This window comes from Kocuria tytonis, assembly GCF_003226895.2.
In the GTDB taxonomy this organism is placed as follows: Bacteria; Actinomycetota; Actinomycetes; order Actinomycetales; family Micrococcaceae; genus Kocuria; species Kocuria tytonis.
Genome location: NZ_PNJG02000001.1, coordinates 1,006,892 through 1,027,420 on the forward strand (window position 1 = coordinate 1,006,892; position 20,529 = coordinate 1,027,420).

At 73.1% G+C, this 20,529-nt stretch carries 17 protein-coding genes; 5 read left to right on the forward strand and 12 right to left on the reverse strand.

Features of this window, described 5'->3' with window-relative positions:
* Positions 1-138 precede the first annotated feature (138 nt).
* The 5 genes from C1C97_RS04470 to C1C97_RS04490 are packed head-to-tail and all read right to left on the reverse strand — an operon-like array spanning position 139 to position 5,156.
* Positions 139-1,323, reverse strand: a complete 1,185-nt coding sequence (locus tag C1C97_RS04470) for a M20 metallopeptidase family protein (protein ID WP_110919887.1) — start codon at positions 1,321-1,323, stop codon at positions 139-141.
* A gap of 30 nt (positions 1,324-1,353) precedes the next feature.
* Positions 1,354-1,938 (reverse strand): DUF3253 domain-containing protein, encoded by a 585-nt coding sequence (locus C1C97_RS04475; RefSeq protein WP_110919886.1) that lies wholly within the window; start codon positions 1,936-1,938, stop codon positions 1,354-1,356.
* On the reverse strand, positions 1,935-2,885 hold the full coding sequence (locus C1C97_RS04480; RefSeq protein ID WP_121030191.1) for a WcbI family polysaccharide biosynthesis putative acetyltransferase: 951 nt from the start codon (positions 2,883-2,885) through the stop codon (positions 1,935-1,937). The genes C1C97_RS04475 and C1C97_RS04480 overlap by 4 nt, the downstream gene beginning before the upstream one ends.
* Positions 2,878-4,101 carry a glycosyltransferase family 2 protein gene (locus C1C97_RS04485; protein ID WP_121030193.1) on the reverse strand — a complete coding sequence of 408 codons (1,224 nt, stop codon included), beginning with the start codon at positions 4,099-4,101 and terminating at the stop codon, positions 2,878-2,880. Before C1C97_RS04485 ends, C1C97_RS04480 begins: the two co-directional genes overlap by 8 nt.
* The gene (locus C1C97_RS04490; RefSeq protein ID WP_233542728.1) at positions 4,098-5,156 is read right to left on the reverse strand and encodes a glycosyltransferase family protein; all 1,059 of its coding nucleotides are present in this window, start codon (positions 5,154-5,156) and stop codon (positions 4,098-4,100) included. Before C1C97_RS04490 ends, C1C97_RS04485 begins: the two co-directional genes overlap by 4 nt.
* A 141-nt stretch (positions 5,157-5,297) precedes the next feature.
* Here C1C97_RS04490 and C1C97_RS04495 point away from each other — a divergent pair, with 141 nt between their 5' ends.
* The gene (locus C1C97_RS04495) at positions 5,298-5,921 is read left to right on the forward strand and encodes a TetR/AcrR family transcriptional regulator (protein WP_110920153.1); all 624 of its coding nucleotides are present in this window, start codon (positions 5,298-5,300) and stop codon (positions 5,919-5,921) included.
* Complete coding sequence (locus tag C1C97_RS04500; protein WP_121030195.1) at positions 5,918-7,654, forward strand: MDR family MFS transporter; 1,737 nt, start codon at positions 5,918-5,920, stop codon at positions 7,652-7,654. Before C1C97_RS04495 ends, C1C97_RS04500 begins: the two co-directional genes overlap by 4 nt.
* 203 nt (positions 7,655-7,857) lie before the next feature.
* Here the strand turns inward: C1C97_RS04500 and C1C97_RS04505 are convergent, their stop codons facing one another.
* The 4 genes from C1C97_RS04505 to galU form a co-directional block, all read right to left on the reverse strand.
* Positions 7,858-9,693: a CYTH and CHAD domain-containing protein gene (locus C1C97_RS04505; protein WP_121030197.1), complete on the reverse strand. Its 1,836-nt coding sequence runs from the start codon at positions 9,691-9,693 to the stop codon at positions 7,858-7,860.
* Between the two features lie 85 nt (positions 9,694-9,778).
* Positions 9,779-10,714, reverse strand: coding sequence for a hypothetical protein (locus C1C97_RS04510; RefSeq protein WP_233542730.1), 936 nt, complete (start codon positions 10,712-10,714; stop codon positions 9,779-9,781).
* Between the two features lie 159 nt (positions 10,715-10,873).
* Entirely contained in the window at positions 10,874-11,518 is a 645-nt protein-coding gene (locus tag C1C97_RS04515; protein WP_110920150.1) for a GNAT family N-acetyltransferase, read from the reverse strand.
* A 14-nt stretch (positions 11,519-11,532) separates the two neighbouring features.
* Positions 11,533-12,441, reverse strand: coding sequence for a UTP--glucose-1-phosphate uridylyltransferase GalU (galU, locus tag C1C97_RS04520; protein ID WP_110920149.1), 909 nt, complete (start codon positions 12,439-12,441; stop codon positions 11,533-11,535).
* A gap of 109 nt (positions 12,442-12,550) precedes the next feature.
* On the opposite strand from galU, the gene C1C97_RS04525 reads away from it, so the two are divergent.
* The 3 genes from C1C97_RS04525 (at position 12,551) to cpaB (ending at position 14,483) form a co-directional block, all read left to right on the forward strand.
* A complete protein-coding gene (locus tag C1C97_RS04525; RefSeq protein ID WP_233542731.1) occupies positions 12,551-13,171 on the forward strand; it encodes a 5-formyltetrahydrofolate cyclo-ligase in 621 nt (206 codons plus the stop codon).
* A 115-nt stretch (positions 13,172-13,286) separates the two neighbouring features.
* Entirely contained in the window at positions 13,287-13,661 is a 375-nt protein-coding gene (locus tag C1C97_RS04530) for an FmdB family zinc ribbon protein (RefSeq protein WP_121030199.1), read from the forward strand.
* A 147-nt stretch (positions 13,662-13,808) separates the two neighbouring features.
* Entirely contained in the window at positions 13,809-14,483 is a 675-nt protein-coding gene (gene cpaB / locus C1C97_RS04535; RefSeq protein ID WP_121030201.1) for a Flp pilus assembly protein CpaB, read from the forward strand.
* A gap of 112 nt (positions 14,484-14,595) precedes the next feature.
* On the opposite strand, the gene C1C97_RS04540 is transcribed toward cpaB, so the two are convergent.
* From C1C97_RS04540 to guaA, 3 genes are all read right to left on the reverse strand, one after another.
* A complete protein-coding gene (locus tag C1C97_RS04540) occupies positions 14,596-14,910 on the reverse strand; it encodes a hypothetical protein (protein ID WP_233542732.1) in 315 nt (104 codons plus the stop codon).
* Positions 14,900-18,805, reverse strand: coding sequence for a hypothetical protein (locus tag C1C97_RS04545; protein ID WP_233542733.1), 3,906 nt, complete (start codon positions 18,803-18,805; stop codon positions 14,900-14,902). The genes C1C97_RS04540 and C1C97_RS04545 overlap by 11 nt, the downstream gene beginning before the upstream one ends.
* A 96-nt stretch (positions 18,806-18,901) precedes the next feature.
* A complete protein-coding gene (gene guaA / locus C1C97_RS04550) occupies positions 18,902-20,500 on the reverse strand; it encodes a glutamine-hydrolyzing GMP synthase (RefSeq protein ID WP_110920154.1) in 1,599 nt (532 codons plus the stop codon).
* Between the last annotated feature and the right edge of the window lie 29 nt (positions 20,501-20,529).

Genomic DNA, 20,529 nt, shown 5'->3' on the forward strand with positions numbered 1-20,529 from the left:
GGTAGTGGCCTGTGGCGTCACCGCGCGGGGTCGGTCTCCGGCGTGCTCCGGGAGCCGGACCGCCGAGGCCGACAACGCGCCGCGGTGGGCTTCACTGTCTCACCTTTCCGCCGTGAACGTGACCCACGCCACGCCCGCTCATCCTCGTGCCAGGCGCTCCCACGCCACCCCGGCGAGCGCCGCGGCCTGGGCCCCCAGCACGGAGTCGTCGAAGCGCACCGTGGGTGAGTGGTTCCACCCGGCGGAAGCGAGGTCGACCTCGGGCGGGGTGCAGTGCAGGAAGAAGTAGCACCCGGGCACCTCTTGCAGGACGAAAGAGAAGTCCTCGGAGCCCATGCGGGGGTCACGGTTCTGGGAGACGCGCTGCGCGCCGAACATGCGGGTGAGGGTCTCGCTCACGAGGGCGGTCTCGGCGGCGTCGTTGACGGTGGGCGGGTACAGCTCGGACCACTCGACGTCCGCCCGCAGCCCGTGCGAGGCGGCGATGCCCTGGGCCAGCTCCCGGACCAGGCGCGGGAACCGGTCGGTGGTCTCCCGGGACAGGGTGCGCACGTCCCCGGAGATCGTGGCGCTGTCCGGGATCACGTTGTTCGCCGCACCCGCCGAGAGTCCGGTCATGGTGGCCACCACGGGGTCGAACACGCTGAAGCGGCGGGTGACCATGCTCTGCAGCGCGGTGCCGAACTCGCACACCGCGGGCACCGGGTCCAGTGCGGTGTGCGGCTGCGAACCGTGCCCGCCGCGCCCGTGGAAGGTCACCGCCAAGTTGTTCGCGCCGGCCATCGCCGTGCCGGGGCGGTAGCTGAACTCCCCGCGCGGGCCGGGGTTCACGTGCAGGCCGTACGCGGCCACGGGTCGCTCGCCGGTGATGTCCAGGACGCCCTCCCGGATCATGGGCTCGGCGCCACCGGGGCCCTCCTCCCCGGGCTGGAACATGAAGGTGACGGTGCCGGGCAGCTCCGCCCGCCGTGCGCTCAGCAGCCTGGCCGCTCCCACGAGCGCGGCGGTGTGCAGGTCGTGGCCGCACGCGTGCATGTTCCCGTTGGTCGAGGCGTAGTCCAGACCGGTCTGCTCCACGACCGGAAGCCCGTCCATGTCACCGCGCAGCAGCACGGTGGGCCCGGGGCGGCCGCCGCGCAGGACGGCGACCACCGAGGTCAGGGACTCACCGGTGGTGACCTCCAGACCGCACCCCTCCAGCGCGCGCAGCACCTGCTGCTGGGTCCAGGGCAGGTGGGTCCCCACCTCGGGGTTGGTGTGCAGGGTGCGGCGCAGGGCCACCAGGTCGTCCTGCAGCGGGCGGGCGTCCTCCAGGAAGGTCACGACGGGACTCCTCGGTCTCGACGGACGGCGTCACCCGCCGTCCGTGGGCATCCCCGCGAGCCCCGGTCCGGGTGCGAGCCGGACGGGACCGCGGGCTGTACGAACGTCCACTGTCTCACCTTTCTGCTGCACCGTGATCTCACTCACATCCGCCATGGCCGCGGCGACGTCCCGGATCTGGGGCATGAGCTCCCGCCAGTGCTCCCCGCCCAGGGTCCGCGCGACGTCGGACGGGCAGATGGTCTTCCCCGCCCGGTGCCGCAGCAGCGCCCGGATGGTCGCCGCCTCCCGCGCCCGCAGCCCGTCCTCGGACGGCGTCTCCCACCACGGTTCGCCGCGCTCCCCGAGGGCCACCTTGGCGTCCTGCACCCGGTCGCGGGCGTGCTCGTCCCGGGACTTCACCGCGCGGCGCGCGCTCATCAGCTCCTTCACGAGTTCCGCGCGGAACGTCTCGGGGATCCCCGTGTCCGTGGCCCGCCACTTGCGCCCGTTCACCACGATGTGGTGCCCGTCCGGGGTGTGTTCCGGGCCCGACGACGCCGCACCCCGGCTCCGCCGTTCCGGGTCCTCGGAGTCCCCGCGGTCCGGGCCGCTGGAGGGCTTCGCGCCGCTCATGCGCCCAGTCCCAGCCGCGCGATCAGGCGTTCGTGTCTCCTCAGCCCCGCCTGCACCACGCCCGGGTTCCGCGCGTACCAGCGCAGGTGCTCCTGCGCGACGGCCTGCTCCGGCACGTGCTCCCCCTGGATGATCCAGTCGTCGTGGGGGCCGCCCTCGAGCTCCGCGGGGTCGAAGCCGAGGGCCTCGAGCGTGCTCGCGTAGACGGGCGCCCGGATCCCCCCGAGCAGCACCCGCCCGGGATCCGGCACGGGCGCGGACAGACCCACCTCGTCGAGGATCGCCCCGGCGACGGCGCGGAGCACGCCGTTGCACGGGTGGTTGATCACGTGCACCGCGTTGGGGCCCGCCGCGTCCAGCAGCGAGGCGACGTCGAGCGTGCGGTGGGCTTCCTGGCGCACGCGCAGCTGCGCGAGGGACTCCTCCCGGGCCGCCAGCACGGCGTCCCGCGAGGGGTGGGTCAGCTCCACCGAGGTCTCGCCGCGGGCCGCCGCCGTGAGCACCCGCAGGTCGTGGTACGGCGCCACGGGCGGGTCCGTGACCCCCGGTGCCCGCACGATGGCCAGGGTGGGCATGAGCGCCGTCCACCGCATGGCCGGGATGCGCACCACCCGCGCCCGGGCACCGAGCCGCGGCAGGACGTCCTCGGTACCCACCGGCAGACCGCGGTAGCCCGCGGCCACGGGCTGCGTGACCAGCAGGGACAGCCGCGGCAGCAGGGCCTGCAGGTGCGGCAGGTCCTGCTCGCAGAGCTCGTGCACGGGCGGCATCCGCACGCCGTGCCACTGCCCGCCCAGCGCGCCGTGGAGCAGCACGCGCAGGGATTCGGCCTGGCAGTTGCCGTGCACCGCGAACAGCGGCCGCTCGGGCAGCTCGGTCAGGCCGTAGAAGTCCCCGTAGTGGAGTCTGCGGCCGTGGTCGTTCGGATCGATCACCGGTTCAGCCATGACGGCCCATCCTGTCCTCCAGTCGTCGGTCGGTGCGCGCGGGCCGCACCGTCGGTTCGGCGTCCTTCCGGGGCACGCGCACCGGTCGTGATTCCGCCCGATGCACCGCGCGCACGGAACGCACCGTGAGCAGACCGGGCACCTCGCTCTCCCCCCGTGCACACCACTGCCGCAGGGGAACCTCCAGGGTCAGGGGCGCGTGCACGTCCACGAGCACCACGGCCCGGTCCACCACGGCAGCGGGGGGTCGACCCGCGCTAATCCGCGGGTCCGCCGCGAGCGCCCGCGGAACGTCGTCGCGGTCCACGAACCACACCCCGGCGTCGGTGTCGCGCAGGAGGTGGCACGCGCCGAGGTACGCCTCGGCGTCGTCGTGGTGGCCGCTCACGCGCACCACGGCCCACGGCTGCTCGTGGCGCACACCCGCGCCCCGCGTGCTGGGACGCGGGATCCGCTGCGCGAGCGCGAGCGTCTCCGCGTCCTTGACCGCGCGGGTGTCCGGGCGTCCGGCGAGATCCGGGCCGTCGTGCCACGCCCCGGCCCCGGGCACGTGGGTGAACCGGGCCCCCAGCTGCCAGCACCGGTACGCGAGGTCCCAGTCCTCCCCGCCGTAGCCCACGAGGCTCTCGTCGAACCCGCCGCAGCGCTCGAACAGCTCACGGTCCACGGCGAGCAGCGCACTGATGACCAGCCGGAAGTCCTCCGCACCGGCGGCACGCAGGTCCGCGGTGCGCGCGTACCCGTCCGCGAGCCACGCCGGATCCGCCAGGCGTCGCACCCCGGGGACGTGCTCACCGGCCACCCAGCGCAGCACCTCGGGGATCCCGCACGCCGCAAGGTCCGCGTGGTGGCGCGCTCCCACGGCGAGCACCCCGTGCCCGTCGTCGGCCGCCCGCACCCCGCGCAGCAGCGCGGTCAGGAAACCGGGCTCGGGGATCATGTCCCCGTCCAGGAACACCAGCACCGCTCCCGACGCCGCCCGCGCCCCCAGATTGCGCGCCGCACCCGCCCGGAACCCCAGGTTCTCCTGCCGCACCACGGAGCACGTGAAGGGTGTGTCGGGGATGACGGGCGGCCGCGCGGAGCCGTCGTCGCCGACCACCACCTCGAGGTCCCGCGCGGGGTGGTCCTGCCGGGCAAGGGCGGCGAGCAGCCGGTCCAGGCCGCGCTGGTTCTCGAAGTAGGGCACCACCACGCTCACGCCCGGCCCACTCATGCCGTGTCCTTCCCGGGACGGGAGAACGGTCCTGCGCCGTCCGCAGCGCACGGGACCGCCGTGATCTGCTCCCACTGCGCGGCGGCGGCCACGGCGCTGGAGGGCAGGTCCGCCGTGCGCCACGCCCCGGGGTCGATCCACGTGCTCGCCGGGTCGCGCAGCGCGCGCCGCAGGGACCCCTCGAGATCGTCGGTCAGGGTCAGGGCCCACGGCGCCCGCGCGGCGAGCTCCGCGAAGTACGGGTGCGGCGTGACCAGCGGTTTCCGTCCGCTGGCAATCCACCGGCCCACGGACCCGGAGGCGGAGACGTGGGAGGGCGCCACCACCGCAACGGTGACCCGCTGGGCGGCGCGGGTGAGGGCGGCGTCGTCCAGGAAGCCCGTGGTCCGGAACGTGTGCCCGTGCCGTCGCGCGGCGGCGTCGAGCTCCGGAACGAGGTCCTCGTGGCCGTCGGAGGCGCGGCCCAGCGCGAGCACGTCCACGCCGAACGGCAGACCCGCGAGCGCCTCGACCACCCGGTCGTGGCCCTTGCCCGGGTAGAGGAAGCCGAGCACGGCCACGCTCGGCGGCACGTCCGCCCCGGCGGCGCCGCGAGCGGCGCCCCACTGCCGCGGCTCCGGGGCGTCGATGGGCAGCGGGCTCACGAAGAACCGGGGCGCGGAGGTGAAGGGGACGTGCTCGCGCAGCTGGGCCAGTTCGGACCCGCTGCTCACCACCACCGTGTGCGCGCGGTCCACCACGTCCGCATACGCGGCCCGGCGGGCCGCGAAGGCGTGGCCGTCCGAGGGCTGGGGGATGTCGTGCAGCGTCAGCGAGACGGGGCGGCGATGCGCGATCTCAGCCACGGTGCGCGCGGCGAGCGCGGGGGCGGCCCCGAAGAGGCGGTCCGTGAAGTGCAGGTGCACCGGGGAGTCCTCCGCCAGCAGGGCCGGTCGCACGTCCTCCAGGGCGCCGGCCAGGCTGCGGGCCTGCGGGGTGTGTGCGGCGAGGTTCTCCGCGTGCATGCGCACGCCGTGCTGGGCGGGGCCCACGCAGGCCAGTGAGGGTGCTGTCACAGCACCACTGTATCGGGGCCCGGGGCGAGGGCGGATGCTGGAGTCCCGGCAGTGGAGCGGGGCGGCCGGGGTGAGCGAGATCATATCCACCGGGCAAAGCTTGCACTTGTGCAAACTTGCACGAGTGCATAATCTTGACCGGTGACCACCCCTCAACCCTCCCTGCGCGAACGCCACCGCACCCGCACTCTCGCCGAGATCCACCAGGCCGCCCTGGACCTGGCCGGCGAGGGCGGCTTCCCGGAGACCACGGTGGACGCCGTTGCCGAACGCGCAGGGATCTCCCGCCGCACGTTCTTCAACTACTACGCCAGCAAGGAGGACGCGCTGCTGGGGATCACCCCGCCACGGGTCTCGGAATCCGCGCACGCACGCTACATGGACCGCACCACCGGCGACGAGTTCGCCCGCACCGTGCGGCTGTTCATGGACGTGCTGCGGGACGCCACCGGCCCGCCTGAGTTCACCGCGCGGCGTCGTGAGCTGGTGGAGCACCACCCCGAGCTCAAGCGCCGCATCGGGATGCAGGTGACCACCGTCGAGAACCTGGTGGTCTCCACCGTCACGGAGCAGTCCGCGCGCGGTGCGAGCCCGCGTTCCGAGGAAACGTCACACGCCTTCGTCCTGCTGGCGGGTTCGGTCATCAAGTTCGCTTTCCGCACCGACACCCACCTGGCGTCCGTGTCCAACGACGACGCCGCCGTCCAGCACGCTCTCGACCACGCCATCGGCGTCTTCCGCACCGCCCTCAAGGAGATTTCATGACCGCCACTGCTTCCCGGGCCGCCGCCGGCCCCACGACGGAAGAGAAACCACCCCACCTCGGACTGCTGTTCGCGAGCCTCATGGTCGTCATGCTGCTCGCATCCCTCGGCCAGACCATCCTCTCCACAGCCCTGCCCACCATCGTGGGGGACCTCGGCGGTGTGGACCACATGAGCTGGGTCATCACGGGATTCATCCTGGCCTCCACCGTGATGATGCCCGTGTACGGCCGCATCTCGGACCTCTTCGGGCGCAAGCCCGTGCTGATCGCCGCGATCGTGCTGTTCATCGCGGGCTCCGCCCTGGGTACGGCGGCCGGGAGCATGAGCTGGCTCATCACCGCCCGCGTGGTCCAGGGCCTGGGCGGCGGCGGTCTCATGATCCTGGCCCAGACCTCCATCGCGGACGTGGTTCCCGCCCGCGAGCGCGGGAAGTACATGGGCGTCATGGGCGCCGTCTTCGCCGTGTCCTCGGTGGCCGGCCCGCTGCTCGGCGGCTGGATCACGGAGGGCCCCGGCTGGCGCTGGGCCTTCTCCTTCAACATCCCGCTGGGCATCCTGGCCATCATCGCCGTGGTCGTCTTCCTGCGGCTGCCCAGGCGCGCCCGCGGTGAGCGCGAACGCATCGACTACCTGGGCATGATCCTGCTGGCCGGCGCCACCACCTGCCTGGTCCTCGTGTGCACGTGGGGCGGCACCCAGTACGACTGGAACTCCCCGCAGATCCTGCTGCTGTGCGCCACCACGCTGGCGGGCGCCGTGGCGTTCGTCCTGGCCGAGACCCGCGCGAGCAGCCCCGTGATCCCCCTGTCCCTGTTCAGGGACCGCAACTTCACGCTGACCACCCTCTCCGGCCTGGCCGTGGGTGTGGCCATGTTCGGCGCGATCGGCTACATGCCCACCTACATCCAGATGGTCAAGGGCGTGGACGCCACCCAGGCCGGTCTGCTCATGACGCCCATGATGGCGTCCCTGCTGATCACCTCCATCGTCTCCGGGCAGGTGGTGTCCCGCACGGGCAGGTACAAACTGTTCCCTCTGGTGGGCATGGTGATCATGGGCATCGGCCTGTGGCTGCTGTCCTCGCTGGAGGTCTCCGATTCCACGTTCAAGATGTGCGCCTTCCTGGCCGTCTTCGGTGCGGGCATCGGGCTGAGCATGCAGATCCTGGTGCTCATCGTGCAGAACTCGTTCTCCAACAAGATCGTGGGAACCGCCACCGCGTCCAGCAACTTCTTCCGTCAGGTGGGGGCCACCGTGGGCTCCGCCGTGGTGGGTTCGCTGTTCATCTCCCGCCTCAAGGACCTGCTGAGCGAGAACATGCCCAAGGTGCCCGCCAAGGCGGCCGGTGGTGGCGGTGCCATGGACGCGAACTCCTTCACCCCGCAGAGCGTGCACGCCCTGCCGCAGCTGTTCCGGGACCCCGTGATCCAGTCCTACAACGACGCGCTGCTGCCCATCTTCCTGTTCATGATCCCCCTGGCCGTGCTGGCCCTGGTCATGCTGCTGTTCGTGGAGGAGAAGCCGCTGGCCACCCGTGTGGACCTGGCCACGGGTGAGATGTCCACCGTGACCGCCGACGTCCCGCAGACGTCCTCCCAGAACGCCGTGGCCGCCCAGGGGGCGGCGCCCGCAACAACCGGCACCGCGCCCGCGGCGGCCGGTACTGCGTCCGCGGGGGCGACGACGCGGGCCAGGCGGGGGCGCCGCTCCGCACCGCGGCACCGGGCCTGAGCACCACCCTCGGCTCTCCCGGGGCTCGCGTCCGATTCCCAGACCGTGGCTTCACGGGCAGGCACCCCGCGGGGGGCTCGGCCGGACGAGGAGCCGGCGGACCCCGAGCACGGAGAGAGGGGCCGACCGCGTGGGACGTGAACGTCCTGCGCGGTCGGCCCCTCTCTCGTACCCCGTCAGCCGAGGTGACCGGTGCCCCCGAGTCAGTCCTGGGCGGGCAGCGCCTCTCGCAGATCCGCCACGAGGTCGTCCAGGATCTCGGAGGCCTCCAGCATGCCGTTGCGCAGCTCGGTCAGCTCCATCCCGTGCAGCACACCCACCGCGTAGCGGTCCTTGCCGGTTCGCTGGAACGAACGGGCCGCCCGCGCCAGCCACTCCTCCATGACGGCGGCATCCGTGATGGCACCCAGATCTTCCTGGTAGTCCTTGGCCACCACGGCCGCACGCACGCGTTTCTTCCCGGGCTTGGCGTGGGCCCTGCCCAGCGCCTCGGACACGTAGCGGGCCGATTTCGCGGCCTTGCGGGTCTCGTGGAGCACGTCGAACGCCACGGCGGTCTGGTGGGAGTCCTTGCCCGGCAGCGTGATCCGCTCCCCCACGTCCGCGGCCATCTGGCTCACCTCGACCTGCGCACCGGCCTCCGGGAGGGTGGTGGTGGCGGTGACCAGCACTCGGTTCAGGGCCGCTCCGAGAATCGCCTTGGCGAACTTCTTGGCCGAGAGTTCCGCGGCCTGCCCGGTGAGGCCCTCGCCGCGACCCAGCGCCCTGAGGTCACGCACCAGCTGCAGGTACGGGGCGCTGTCCAGTTCACGCCGCACCGCCCGACCGGTCCCCGTGCCCAGCTGCCAGGCCGCCTCCCGCAGCTCCTCCTTGGCCGTGGCACTGAGCACGCCGACGGGCTGTCCCTCGAGCAGCACGTCCAACCGCTCCAGGGCCACCTCCTGGTCCCGCGCGTCCCCGAGCACGCGGGCGAGGTCCTTGAGCCGCTGCTCCAGGTCCGAGGCCACCTCGTCCGTCACGAAGCCCCGCGCGGCCTGCAGGACGCTGCGCAGGGCGCGGGAGCGCACCCGCATCTGGTGCACCGAGTCCTCCGCCCCGATCCGCACCGCGAAGTCCCAGCGCTGCAGCTCGTCGGTCAACCGGGAGACCATCTCGGCCAGCGTCTGGGCGCCCGTGCGCTCGGCGTCCGCCTCCCGGTCCTCGTGCTTCCCTCCGGTCTTCTTCGCCCCGGCCTTCTTCCCGGTGGCAACCTTCTCACCCGCGTCCTTCGCGTGCTTCTTGGCCTTTTCGCCCTTCTTGTCGGTCCTGTCGTTCTTGCTCTGCCCGTCATCGCTCGGGCCGTCGGCGGCCCCGGAACCGGCGGCGTCGTCGGGTCGGGGGGCGATCGTGGTGTCCGCGGGAGAGACCACCCGGACCGTGTCCCCGCCGTCCTGCCCGAGCGCGCGGGCGATCTTCGCCACGGACGAGGAGGGCTGCGCCCCGGCCGCGAACAGCACGGTCTCCACCGCCTCAAAGACGGCGCGGGCCTGCTTGTCCGTGAGGTCCTGGCGCGTCAGCTCCACCTCGCACTCGGTCCACTCCCGGGTGACGCCGGCGCGCTCGTCCCGCGCGCCGACGGTGTCCAGGCACAGCTCCGCGTACTGGCCGTCCTCGCCCAGAACCGGGTACAGGGTGCGGTGGGTGTTGACGGTGGCCACGGGGCTCAGCTGCTCCCCGAGCGTCAGCCCGAGCAGCACCTTGCGCAGCGCGGCGGGAATCCGCGCGGGGGCGGTCTTGAGCGGCTCGTAGTGCAGCTCGCCGCGCACCTTGCCGGCCTCGTACTTGACGTGCCAGCCGTCGTCGCTGCCGCCGGTGCGACGCCGCACGGCCACCTTGGAGCGCGCCAGCAGCAGATCCGCGGTGTCGTAGTACGTGGCGCTCATCTCGTGCTCCTCGGGCTCCCCCACGGTGAAGCGGTCGAGCTTGTGCAGCTTGAGCTTGGGCTTCTTGGTGCCCTTCACGTCGTACTTGCGTTCGATCTCGGTGTGCTGGGTGACCATGGCGCTCCCTGTGTGGAACACGCCGCGGTTCCGTGTGGGGAACCGCGGCGCGCAGCTGTCGTCGAAGTGGAAGGCTGACGCGATGTCAGGCGCGACGCCGCTTCAGGACGTCGTCGAGATTCATTGCGGCCGATTCGCGCTCGCCCACGCGGACGGCGTCCTTGAGGGACGCGGACTTCGCGGCCGGGCGGGTGGGGACCTGCAGGGGTTCCGGTTCGCGGCGCGGCACCACGGGGGCCTGGGAGTAGAGCGGCTTGGGCACCGGGACGGGCTCCCACGTGGCGGCACTCGAGCCCTCGGAGCCCGAGCCGCGCGCCACCTGCAGCGCCATGGCGCGCAGCTCCGCCACCGAGTAGCCGGGCTCCGCCGCGGCGGGCCGCACCGGCGTCGTCCCGGGCGTCTCCACCTGCGCGGGGAGCTCCGGTGCCGCGGTGCTGCCGTGCTCCTGCGCGGCGTGGTCCCGGCGCGCTCCGTCCTCGTGGTCGAAGATGGAGTGCTGTGCGTGAGCGGTGCCGCGGACGACGGGTCCCGCAGCGACGCGCTGACCCCGATCGGTCACGGCGAGGTAGCGCAGACCGGCCACGCAGCCGGCACCCAGCAGGAGCAGGACGAGTGGGACGGCCCACGTCACGGCGGTGAACGGTGCGACCAGGGCGGTGACCATGGCGACCACCAGCAGCAGGACCCCGGTCAGGAAGACGATGGTGCGGTCCCACTTGATCCGCAGGCCCGCCAGGGAGCCGTGCCGGACCGGGGTGGCGGACGGCGTGTTCGCCGGTGTCTCCATGGCTGTCGTCTCCCGTTCGAGGGTGTGTGGTGGGACTCTCGTGACCACTCTACTGGGCGCCTCGCGGCTGCGCTGCCGGTTGTGGATCGGGACGTCGAGCTGGAGGTCCGGAGCCTCCACCTGGGCGCGCACGGGAGTGCCGTTGCGGCGGGACAGTCGCGGGGCGAACCACATCACGCAGAGCACGATGACGACGGCCAGCACCAGCGAGCTGCTCACCCATGACAATCCCACCGTTCCAGGGTAGGACAGGGTCGGGGGATTCCCCCGACGGAATGCGCGTGTTGCCCACTTCGATGTCGTGCGGTGCTTCGCGGCGCGCCAGGGCCGGGCGTGGGGCAATTGCGGGACAGCCCCGCGCCGCCCACGGGTGACGGCCGAACGCCACCGGCGTCAGCGTGCGGCGCGCCGGACCTCGATCCCGGCCTCGCTGCCGGTGAACCGGCGCACCAGCCCCTCCGGGACCTCCTCCGCGGTCAGGGCGAAGCTGCGGTGGTCCGCCCAGCTCCCCGCGATGTGCAGGAAGCGCTCGCGCAGGCCCTCGTCCCGGAACCCCAGCTTCTCCACCACGCGCAGGGACTTGGCGTTCTCCGGCCGGATGTTGATCTCCATGCGGTGCAGCCGCAGGTGCTGGAAGCAGTAGTCGGTGGCCATCGCCACGGCCATGGGCGCGATCCCCCGCCCCGCCTGGGAACCGTCCACCCAGTACCCCAGGGTGGCGGAGCGGAACGAGCCCAGGGTGATGCTCGAGACCGTGAGCTGACCCACCAGGTCCTGGTGCCGGCCCGTGCCGTCCGTCTCGGTGATCAGCCACGGCAGGGACTGTCCCGCGCGCGCCTGCTGCCGCATGAGCCGCACAAACCCGCGGTACGACGGCGCGGTCCCCGCCTGCTCGGGGTTGCTGGCCTCCCAGGGCTCGAGCCACTCCCTGTTCCGGTAGCGCACCCGGTCCCACTCACCCCGGTCGCCCATGGCCAGTGGGCGCAGCACCAGCTGCCCCCACTGGACCGTGACGGGCCACTCGCCTGCCGTGTTCACCCCGGTGAGGGCTCTCAGGCGTCGAGGTTCTGGGCGTAGTCCTTGATCCAGGACCGCAGACCGGGGCCCAGGTCCTCGCGTTCGCAGGCCAGCTCGATGTTCGCCTTGAGGTAGGACAGCTTGTCCCCGGTGTCGAACCGGCGGCCCTTGAACACCACGCCGTACATGCCGTGGGCGGCGTCGCCCCGGTCCGCGACGGTCTGCATGGCGTCGGTCAGCTGGATCTCCCCGCCGCGCCCCGGTGCGGTGTCCTCGAGGATCTCGAAGATCTCCGGGTGCAGCACGTACCGGCCGATGATCGCCAGGTTGGACGGGGCGTCCTCCGGCGCGGGCTTCTCCACCAGGCCGTTGACACGGACGAAGTCCTCGCCGTCCACCGCGGTGACGTCCGCGCAGCCGTAGGCGCTGATGCTCTCGCGGGGCACCTCCATGAGGGCCACCACGGAACCGCCCGTGCGCTCCTGCACGCGGATCATCTGGGAGAGCAGGTCCTCCTTCTCGTCGATGAGGTCGTCACCGAGCAGCACCGCGAAGGGCTCCTGTCCCACGTGGGTCTTGGCGCGCAGCACCGCGTGGCCGAGTCCCTGGGGGTCCTGCTGGCGCAGGTAGTGGATCTCGCCGAGGTCCGAGGCGTGCTCCACCTCGGAGAGCAGGGCGTCCTTGCCCGACTCCTTCAGCTGCGCCTCGAGCGCGGGAACCCGGTCGAAGTGGTCCTCCAGCGCGCGCTTGGAGCGGCCCGTGATCATGAGGACGTCGTCCAGGCCCGCACCCACGGCCTCCTGCACCACGTACTGGATCGCCGGGCGGTCCACGACCGGCAGCATTTCCTTGGGCATGGCCTTGGTGGCGGGCAGGAAACGGGTGCCCAGCCCGGCGGCGGGGATGACGGCCTTGTGTACGCGCTTGGTCTCTTGAGGGCTCATGGACCTAGGGTAAACGACGAGGCATCGGCGTCCGCGTTGCAACCCTCGTGCGATGCGGCGAGTCCGGTGCGGGCCTCCCAGGAGCGGACGACCGGAACGGAGCACACGCGTGGCACAGGCAGTGGGGGACGCCGCGGAGAAGGCGCGGCTGCGGGCGCGCGTGCTCGCGCGGCGTCGGCGGCGGAGTCCCTCGTCCCGGCACGGCGCCGAAACGGGGCTCACTACGCACCTGGGGCGCCTCCTCGCGGAGACCGCCGGCCCGGGCGACGTCGCCGCGTTCCTCCCCCTGCCGGACGAACCGCCGCTGCTGCCCGCCCTGACCGCGGCGCACCGTGCGGGGCACCGGGTGTTCCTGCCCGTGGTGGAGCCGCTGCACCAGCTGGGCTGGGTGCAGTGGCACCCGGACGTCCCCCTCGTCCAGGGTGCTCTGCCAGGGCTGCTCGAACCGGCCGGAGCCCGGCACGGGGTGGACGCGTTCGCCACCGTGCAGCTGCTGCTGGTCCCCGTGGTGGCGGTGGATCGTGACGGGGTGCGGCTGGGCTTCGGCGGCGGCTACTACGACCGCTTCCTCCCCGCGCTGGCCGAGAGCGGGCACCGCCCCGAGATCCTGGCCTGCTGCTTCGCGGACGAGGTGCTCCCCGCGGGCACCGTGCCCCGCGAACCCCACGACGCCGTCCTGCCGGGCGTTCTCACGGAGCAGGGCCCGCAGCGGCTGGGTTACCCGCGCTAGCGCGGCCGCGAGCGCATCGCGCCGGGGAGCTTGGGGGCGACCTGGTGCGCCCGCGCGCGAGTAGGATGTGAGGTCGGCAAACGCCCTCCCACCGTCCGTCAGAAGGAACACTCCCGTGCCCGTGTACGCCTACGCCTGCAAAGACTGCGGCCATGCTTTCGACATCCGCCAGTCCTTCTCCGACGACGCCCTGACCTTGTGCCCCGAGTGCGGCGGCACGCTGCGCAAGAAGTTCAACTCGGTGGGCGTGGTGTTCAAGGGGTCGGGGTTCTACCGCAACGACGCGCGCTCGGACTCCGCCACCGGCGGCGGACAGGCCCCGGGTGCGGCGTCCTCCGGCGGGGACGCACCGGGCTCGGGGGGCGCCTCCGGCTCGAAGGATGCCTCCGCCGGGTCCGGAACCGGGGGGACGTCCTCGTCCTTGGGCACCTCCGGCAGCGCCACGTCCGGCGGCGCGTCGACCGGCGGCGGCGCGGCCGAGAGCCGGTAGCGGAGGCCCGCGGCGGTGAACCGGTAGCGGAGGCCCGCGGCATCCACCCTGCACCGCGAGGTCGGAAGGGGTCGTGGAGCCCTCGGTCCTCCACCGCACCCTCCGCCGCCCCGCGAGGTGACCGCGACCTCGGGTTAGCGTCCGGGCATGAGTTCACGAGCCCGCCCGCACTACCCGCTGGGTCTGCGCGTGCGCACCGCGGTGCGTCGCCGTCACCGCCTCGTCGCGGCCGCGCTGTGCGCCGTGGCCCTCACCCTGATGATCCTGCGGCTGGCGCCACCCGGTGACCGGACCGCTCCCGTGGTGACCGCGGTGCGTGACGTTCCCGCCGGGCGCTCCCTGGCCCCGGGTGACCTGACCGTGTCGCGGTTCCCCGTGGCCCTGGTGCCCGCGACCGCGTACACGGCACCCGAGGACCTCGGCGGGCAGACCACCACGGTGGCCCTGACCGCGGGCCAGCCCGTGACCTCCTCCGCGGTTCTGGGACCCGGGGTGCTCACGGGGCAACCATCGGGAACCACGGCCGCCACGGTGCGGGTGAGCGATCCCGCGGTGCTGCGTCACGTCCGCCCCGGTGACGCGGTGGACGTGGTGCACCACACCGACGACGCCCGCTCCGCTCCCGGGCGCACCGCCGCTCGTGCGGTGACCGTGCTGTGGGCCTCCACCGCGGCACCGGCCGGGGAATCGTCCATCCTGTCCTCGGGCGGCGCGGACGGGGACTCCGGTCTCGTGGTCCTGGCCGCGCCGCGGAACACCGCCGCCGAACTCGCCTCGCTCGAGGGCTCGGGCCGGGTCTCCCTCGTCCTGGTCTCCCGGTGAACAGCGGGACGTGGTGCCGCTCAGGCGGCCGCACCGGGACCCGCGGGGCAGCCCCGCCCACTCCGCGCGGTTCCCGCCGCCGCCGTGATCACGGCCCGGACCGCGTGAGCCGTCAGCCCCAGTGCGGAGGTCGCTGCTCCCGCAGCCACTGTTCGTGGCCCGCTCCGCCCTCGGCATCCCGGGGATCGGGGGCGTCCGCCCCCAGCCGCTGGGCCGGGTCCCCCCAGCCGCTCGGGCCGAGGGCGCGTTCGGTGTCCGGCGCGGTCCCGCCCGTCGCGCGGCGGTGGCGTCCGCGCCGACGCCCGGGCGCAGCCGCCGACGCCGCCGTCCCCCCGCTCCCGGTGCCGTGTCCCGGCTCGCGCGGGGTCACCCGCGCCCCCGTTCCGTCCGGCGCCTCGGGATCGCGGCCGCGGGACTCAGCGGTCACGGTCCGGCGTGCTTCGGGGTGTCGTGCCGCGCGGTGTGGTGCCGGTCGCTCCGCGATCCACGGGACCGGCCGCCGCCACGGAGCGGGTCACGCCGCCGGAACCGTCGCGGTCCGGGCCGACGAGTCCCAGGTAGCGCTGGACGAGACCGGCCACCGTCTGAGGATCGGTGAAGACCTCCACGGACCACAGGCTCACGTAGTTCCACCCGGCGCGCTCGAGCTGCTGCGGGATCAGCCGCGAGCGCTCGCGCACGCTCAGGGCACGGCTGCGCTGGGAGCCGTCGGAGCGCATGGCCACCGGGATCCGCACGGGGGCGTCCGGCGCGCTGCGCTGCAGCACGGCACCGGCGGAGAGCGACTCGGCCTCCGCGTGCGCGGCCATGTCCACCGCGTGGGCGTAACCCGTGTGCACCGTGGCGCCCGCGGCGCGCAGCCGCCGGGCGAGATCGCCCACGAGGGCGTCCGGTGCCGCGTCCGTGTCCTCGGCGGTCACCACCGCCCGCTCGGACGTGGTCTCCTCCCCGAAGAGCACCTCGAGCATGTGGTACATGTCCTTGGCGCCGTACTGCAGCCGCCGCGGTTCGGTGTCCCTCGGGTGGATGGACGTCACAATGTGCGTGTGCCGCCGGGACCGCGTCATCCCGCGCACGAACGCCTGCCGGCCGTCCCGCTCGGACAGCGCGCCCAGGTGCGGGGTGCTGCGCCCGGAGGTCGTGCGCCCGAAACCCAGCGAGAAGATCACCGTGTCCCGCTCGATGCCCGCGGCGCGGTGCAGCTCGACCACGCGGAACGACTCGGGCCCCGGTGCGAAGAACTCCGCCGACTCGCCGGACTCCCGCAGCCTGCGCTGGACCGCCTGTGCCACGCGGGCCGCGTGCATCGCGCTGGCGGTCACCACGGCCAGCGAGCGCTCGGGGTGGCGCGCGGCGTGGGCGAAGACGAGATCCACGGTGCGCTGCACCTCGGCGGCGGGGGCCTGGACGCCCTCGCTGCCCGCGGTGAGCACACCCACTCCGTCCACCACGTACTCCGCGGACATCCCCGTGGTCGCGCCCATCAGCTCGGAGGCGTACGGGACGCGCGTCAGGGCGCCGTCGTAGAAGGCGTCGTTCAGGTAGCGGAACAGGCGCGGGTCCAGGGGGCGCCGCACGGACGTGAGCGAGCGCGAGTCCACCACGCGGGACAGCGCCTCGTACGCCGAGTCGATCTCGGCCACCGGCTGGGGAACCTCCCGGGCGGCGATGTGCGGGGCCACCGTGAACGGCTGCGGGCCCCCGGCGTGGCGGTCACCGAACGCGATGACCTGGCGCGCCCTGGCGATGGCGGGGAGGGTGGCCGCCAGCGGGGTGGACTCGGCGTCCAGGACCACCACGGTGTCCACCTCCTGCTCCTCCCCGAGGGTGGCCGTGAGCACGAGCGGGCTGGCCGTCCACACGGGGACGAGCGACGGGGTCAGGTGCTGCACCCGGTCCAGTTCCTCGGTCCGGACGCGTCCGCTGCGCAGCATGTCCCGCAGCACGCGGGCCTCCCGGGGATGCCGGCGGGCATCGTGCGCCCACCGCGTGGCGAGCCCGTGCTCCAGCCGGGCCGGGGCGGAGGCGATGTGCGCGGAGTCCGCCCGGCGGAACGCGGACTCGACCCTGCGCAGCTCGGAACCGTCCGGCATGGCCACGAAGTCGTCGCCGCTGATCATGGCCTCGAGCACCGACTGCCACCACGCGAGCTCCAGCTCGTCGTTCACCCGCTCCGCGGGAACTCCGCGGGCCTCAAGGTCCTCGAGGAACTCCCCCAGTCCCCGCGCCCGCAGGTCGTCCAGCAGGACGGTGCGTTCGGGCAGGGTGGTGAGATGGGCCTCGTCGTTGATGAGGTCGTCCAGGATCTGCTGGAGCTCGTCCACGGTCGCGTTCTCCAGGCGCGCCGCCGTGGCCGAGCCCTCAAGGGCGATGGCCAGGCCCTCCAGGTCCTCCCGGAACCGGCGGTGGGTCCGCAGGGTCTCCTCCGCCCGGTCCGAGACCGCCGGCTGCTCGAGCGTGGTGGCCCACCGCCGCCAGCGCTCCCGCTCGGACTGCACCTTGACCAGCGCCGCGTGCAGGTCGGAGAGGTGGACCCCGGGACGGATGTACTCCTTGGCCGCCTTGCGCAGCCGCGAGCGCTGCAGACCGCTGAGGTCGATCCCGTGCTCCCGGCGCCAGGACGCGGAGGCCGTGGCCGCGATCAGGTCCGTGACGGGGCGGTCGTAGATGTCCGGGGTGAGGTACGCCAGGGAGTCCCCCACGTCGATCACGAGCTCGAGCTGCTGCTCCCACTCGGCGACGGTGGTGCCCACCCGCAGCCCGGACACGCCCAGCACGTGTCGCATGGCGGTGGTGAGCGTGGTCAGCTCCAGCAGCAGGGACTTGGCGAGGTCGTGCGCCTGGCGGGCCTCGTCGTCGTTGACCAGCCGGGCACCGTGCCACGGGCCGGCCAGCGTGCCGGCGTCGAACGCCCCCAGGGTCGCGGCGCGCCGGAGCTGCCGCTGCACCTCGCCGCGGTGGGACACGGCGTCGAGCACGGAGCGCCGGAAGCGCACCGCGGTCTGCGGCCCGGGCTCCCGCGCGGTGAGCTCCGCGAGGGCCTGCATCGCCTCGTAGGGGGAGGCCTGCCACCGCGGACGCAGGGCGTGCAGGGACTCCTCGTGCACGCGCAGCTGCTCGCGCGAGCGCTGCAGCACCTCCCGGATCTGCTCGGTCTGCGGCTGCTCGGCGCGTTCGTTGCGGGCGACGGCGCGCACGAGCCGCTCGGCGACGTCGTCCGGGCTCAGGTGGGAGCCCAGGGGGAGCACGAGGGAGTCCAGACCCGTGCGGTTCCACGCCCGGGTGAACGCGGCGAGCGTGGTGCGGGACTCGCCGAGCACCAGGACGCTGCGCCCTCGGTGCACGAGCGCACCCACTGTGGAGACCACGGTGTCCACAGCGGCGGTGCCCACGGGTGTGCCCACCACGAAGCTCTCACCCTGCTCCGCGAGGTCCACGACCTCCTGCTGGTTGGCGTCGAGGTCCGTGAGCAGCAGCTCGTCGGCGGGGTCCCGGCGGTCGCGCGCGGGGGCGCGGTTGTCGAGGGCACGGGCGACCGGCAGCTTGCCCACCTCGGGGTTCTTCAGCCGCGCGAGGTCCGCCACGAGCTGCGTCCTGGCCACCACGTGCTCGTCCGCCGGGCGGTCGTGGAGGTCCGCGAACGTGGAGACCACCAGCTGGTGCTCCACGTGCATCCCGGGGACGTCGGCGCCCAGCTGACGCAGGGTCTCCAGCACGGGAGCCGGGTCCAGCTTGCGCGTCCCGTACGCCAGCCGGGACATCTCCGCCGTGGCGAGCTCCACCCCGTGGTCCTCCCGCAGCCGCCGCACGAGCGCGGGGTTGAGGTGCGCCGGTCCCACGATGTGCAGCTCGAAGTCCTTGTGGTCGGGACGCAGCTTCACGGACACCGGGGCGAGCAGGACCGGGGCGATGAAGCGCCGCAGCCCGTCCACCACCGGATCCGCGAGCCAGGACGCGGTGCCCGCCGCGAGGTAGGCGGCGTCCAGGCCGTGCCCCACGGACAGCTCGTGGATCTTGGTGCGCAGGGCACGGGCGGAGCGGACGGCGCGGTCGTAGGCCGGGCTGTCGTGGTGGATCATCGTGGAGAGCCGGGTGGGCCGCTGCATGAGCAGCTGCGCCTGTCCCGAGGAGTTGGCCTCGGTGAGGTCGATGCAGACGTTGTCCACCTGGTTGAAGTCCAGGAGGGTGTCCGGGCCCGTGTACGCGTCCATCTGCTGGGTCCACGAGCGCAGGGACACCCGGGGGTACTCCCGTCCCGCCGGTGCGGCACCCGTGTCCTGGGGGGTCGGTCGGGGGCTGTCCTGGGGTGCGGGTGTCGGCATGGTGCTCCTACTCACGAGTGCGCCGGTCTGCGCACCACGGGGGAGGTGGGGCGGACCGGCGCACCGGGGCTGACGATGGCTCTCAGACGGCGGGGATCACTCCCACTCGATGGTTCCCGGCGGCTTGGACGTGACGTCCAGGACCACCCGGTTGATCTCCTCCACCTCGTTGGTGATCCGGTTGGACACCCGGGCCAGCAGCTCGGAGGGCAGCCGGGACCAGTCCGCGGTCATGGCGTCCTCGGAGCTGACCGGGCGCAGCACGATCGGGTGGCCGTACGTGCGGCCGTCGCCCTGGACTCCCACCGAGTGGACGTCCGCGAGCAGCACCACGGGCATCTGCCAGACCTCGTCGTCCAGACCGGCCCTGGTGAGTTCCTCACGGGCGATGGCGTCCGCGCGGCGCAGGATGTCCAGGCGCTCCTCGGTGACCTCCCCGATGATGCGGATCCCCAGGCCGGGGCCGGGGAACGGCTGGCGGCCCACGATGTTCTCGGGCAGCCCCAGCTCGCGGCCCACCGCGCGGACCTCGTCCTTGAACAGGGCGCGCAGCGGCTCCACGAGCTCGAACTGCAGGTCCTCCGGCAGGCCGCCCACGTTGTGGTGGCTCTTGATGTTCGCCGCGCCCTCACCCCCGCCGGACTCGACGACGTCCGGGTAGAGGGTGCCCTGCACCAGGAAGCGCACGGGCCGGCCGTCCTGCGCCTCCTCGCTGAGCACCTTCTCCTCGGCGGCCTCGAACGCGCGGATGAACTCCCGGCCGATGGCCTTGCGCTTGGCCTCGGGGTCCGTGACGCCCTGCAACGCACCCAGGAAGCGGTCCTGCTCACGGGCCACGTGGAGCTTGATGCCGGTGGCGGCCACGTAGTCCTGCTCCACCTGCGCCACCTCGTCCTGGCGCATCAGGCCGTGGTCCACCAGCACACACGTGAGGCGGTCCCCGATCGCACGCTGCACGAGGGCCGCGGCCACGGCGGAGTCCACGCCGCCGGAGAGACCACACAGGGCCTTGCCGTCGCCCACCTGGGCGCGGATGGCGGCCACCTGCTCCTCGATGATGTTGCCGGTGGACCACGTGGGGCTCAGCTGGGCGCCGTCGAAGAGGAAGTTCTCCAGGACCTTCTGCCCGTACGCCGAGTGCTTGACCTCCGGGTGCCACTGCACGCCGTAGAGCCGGCGCTCGCGGTTCTCGAACGCGGCCACGGGGACGCCCTCGGTGGTGGCCAGGGTGGTGAAGCCCTCGGGGGCGGCGGTCACGGAGTCGCCGTGGCTCATCCACACGGTCTGCGCCTCGGGGGTGCCGTCCAGCACGGTGCTCACGCCCGAGTCGGTGGAGGTGGCCACGGTGGCCCCGTACTCGCGCACGCCCGTGCGCTCCACGGTCCCGCCCAGGGCGTCGGCCATCACCTGGAACCCGTAGCAGATCCCCAGGACGGGCACACCGGCCTCGAAGAGCTCGGCATCGCGCCGCGGCGCACCGGGCGCGTACACGGATGCGGGGCCCCCGGAGAGGATCAGTGCGGCGGGGTTGCGCTGCAGGATCTTCTCGGTGGACCAGGTGTGCGGGACGATCTCGGAATACACGTTCGCCTCGCGCACCCGGCGGGCGATCAGCTGCGCGTACTGCGCACCGTAATCGACCACGAGGACGGGGCGTTGCTCCAGCTCGCTCAGGTTGTCAGGGGTTTCAGTCACGCCCACAAGTCTAGGACACGCGGTGCCCT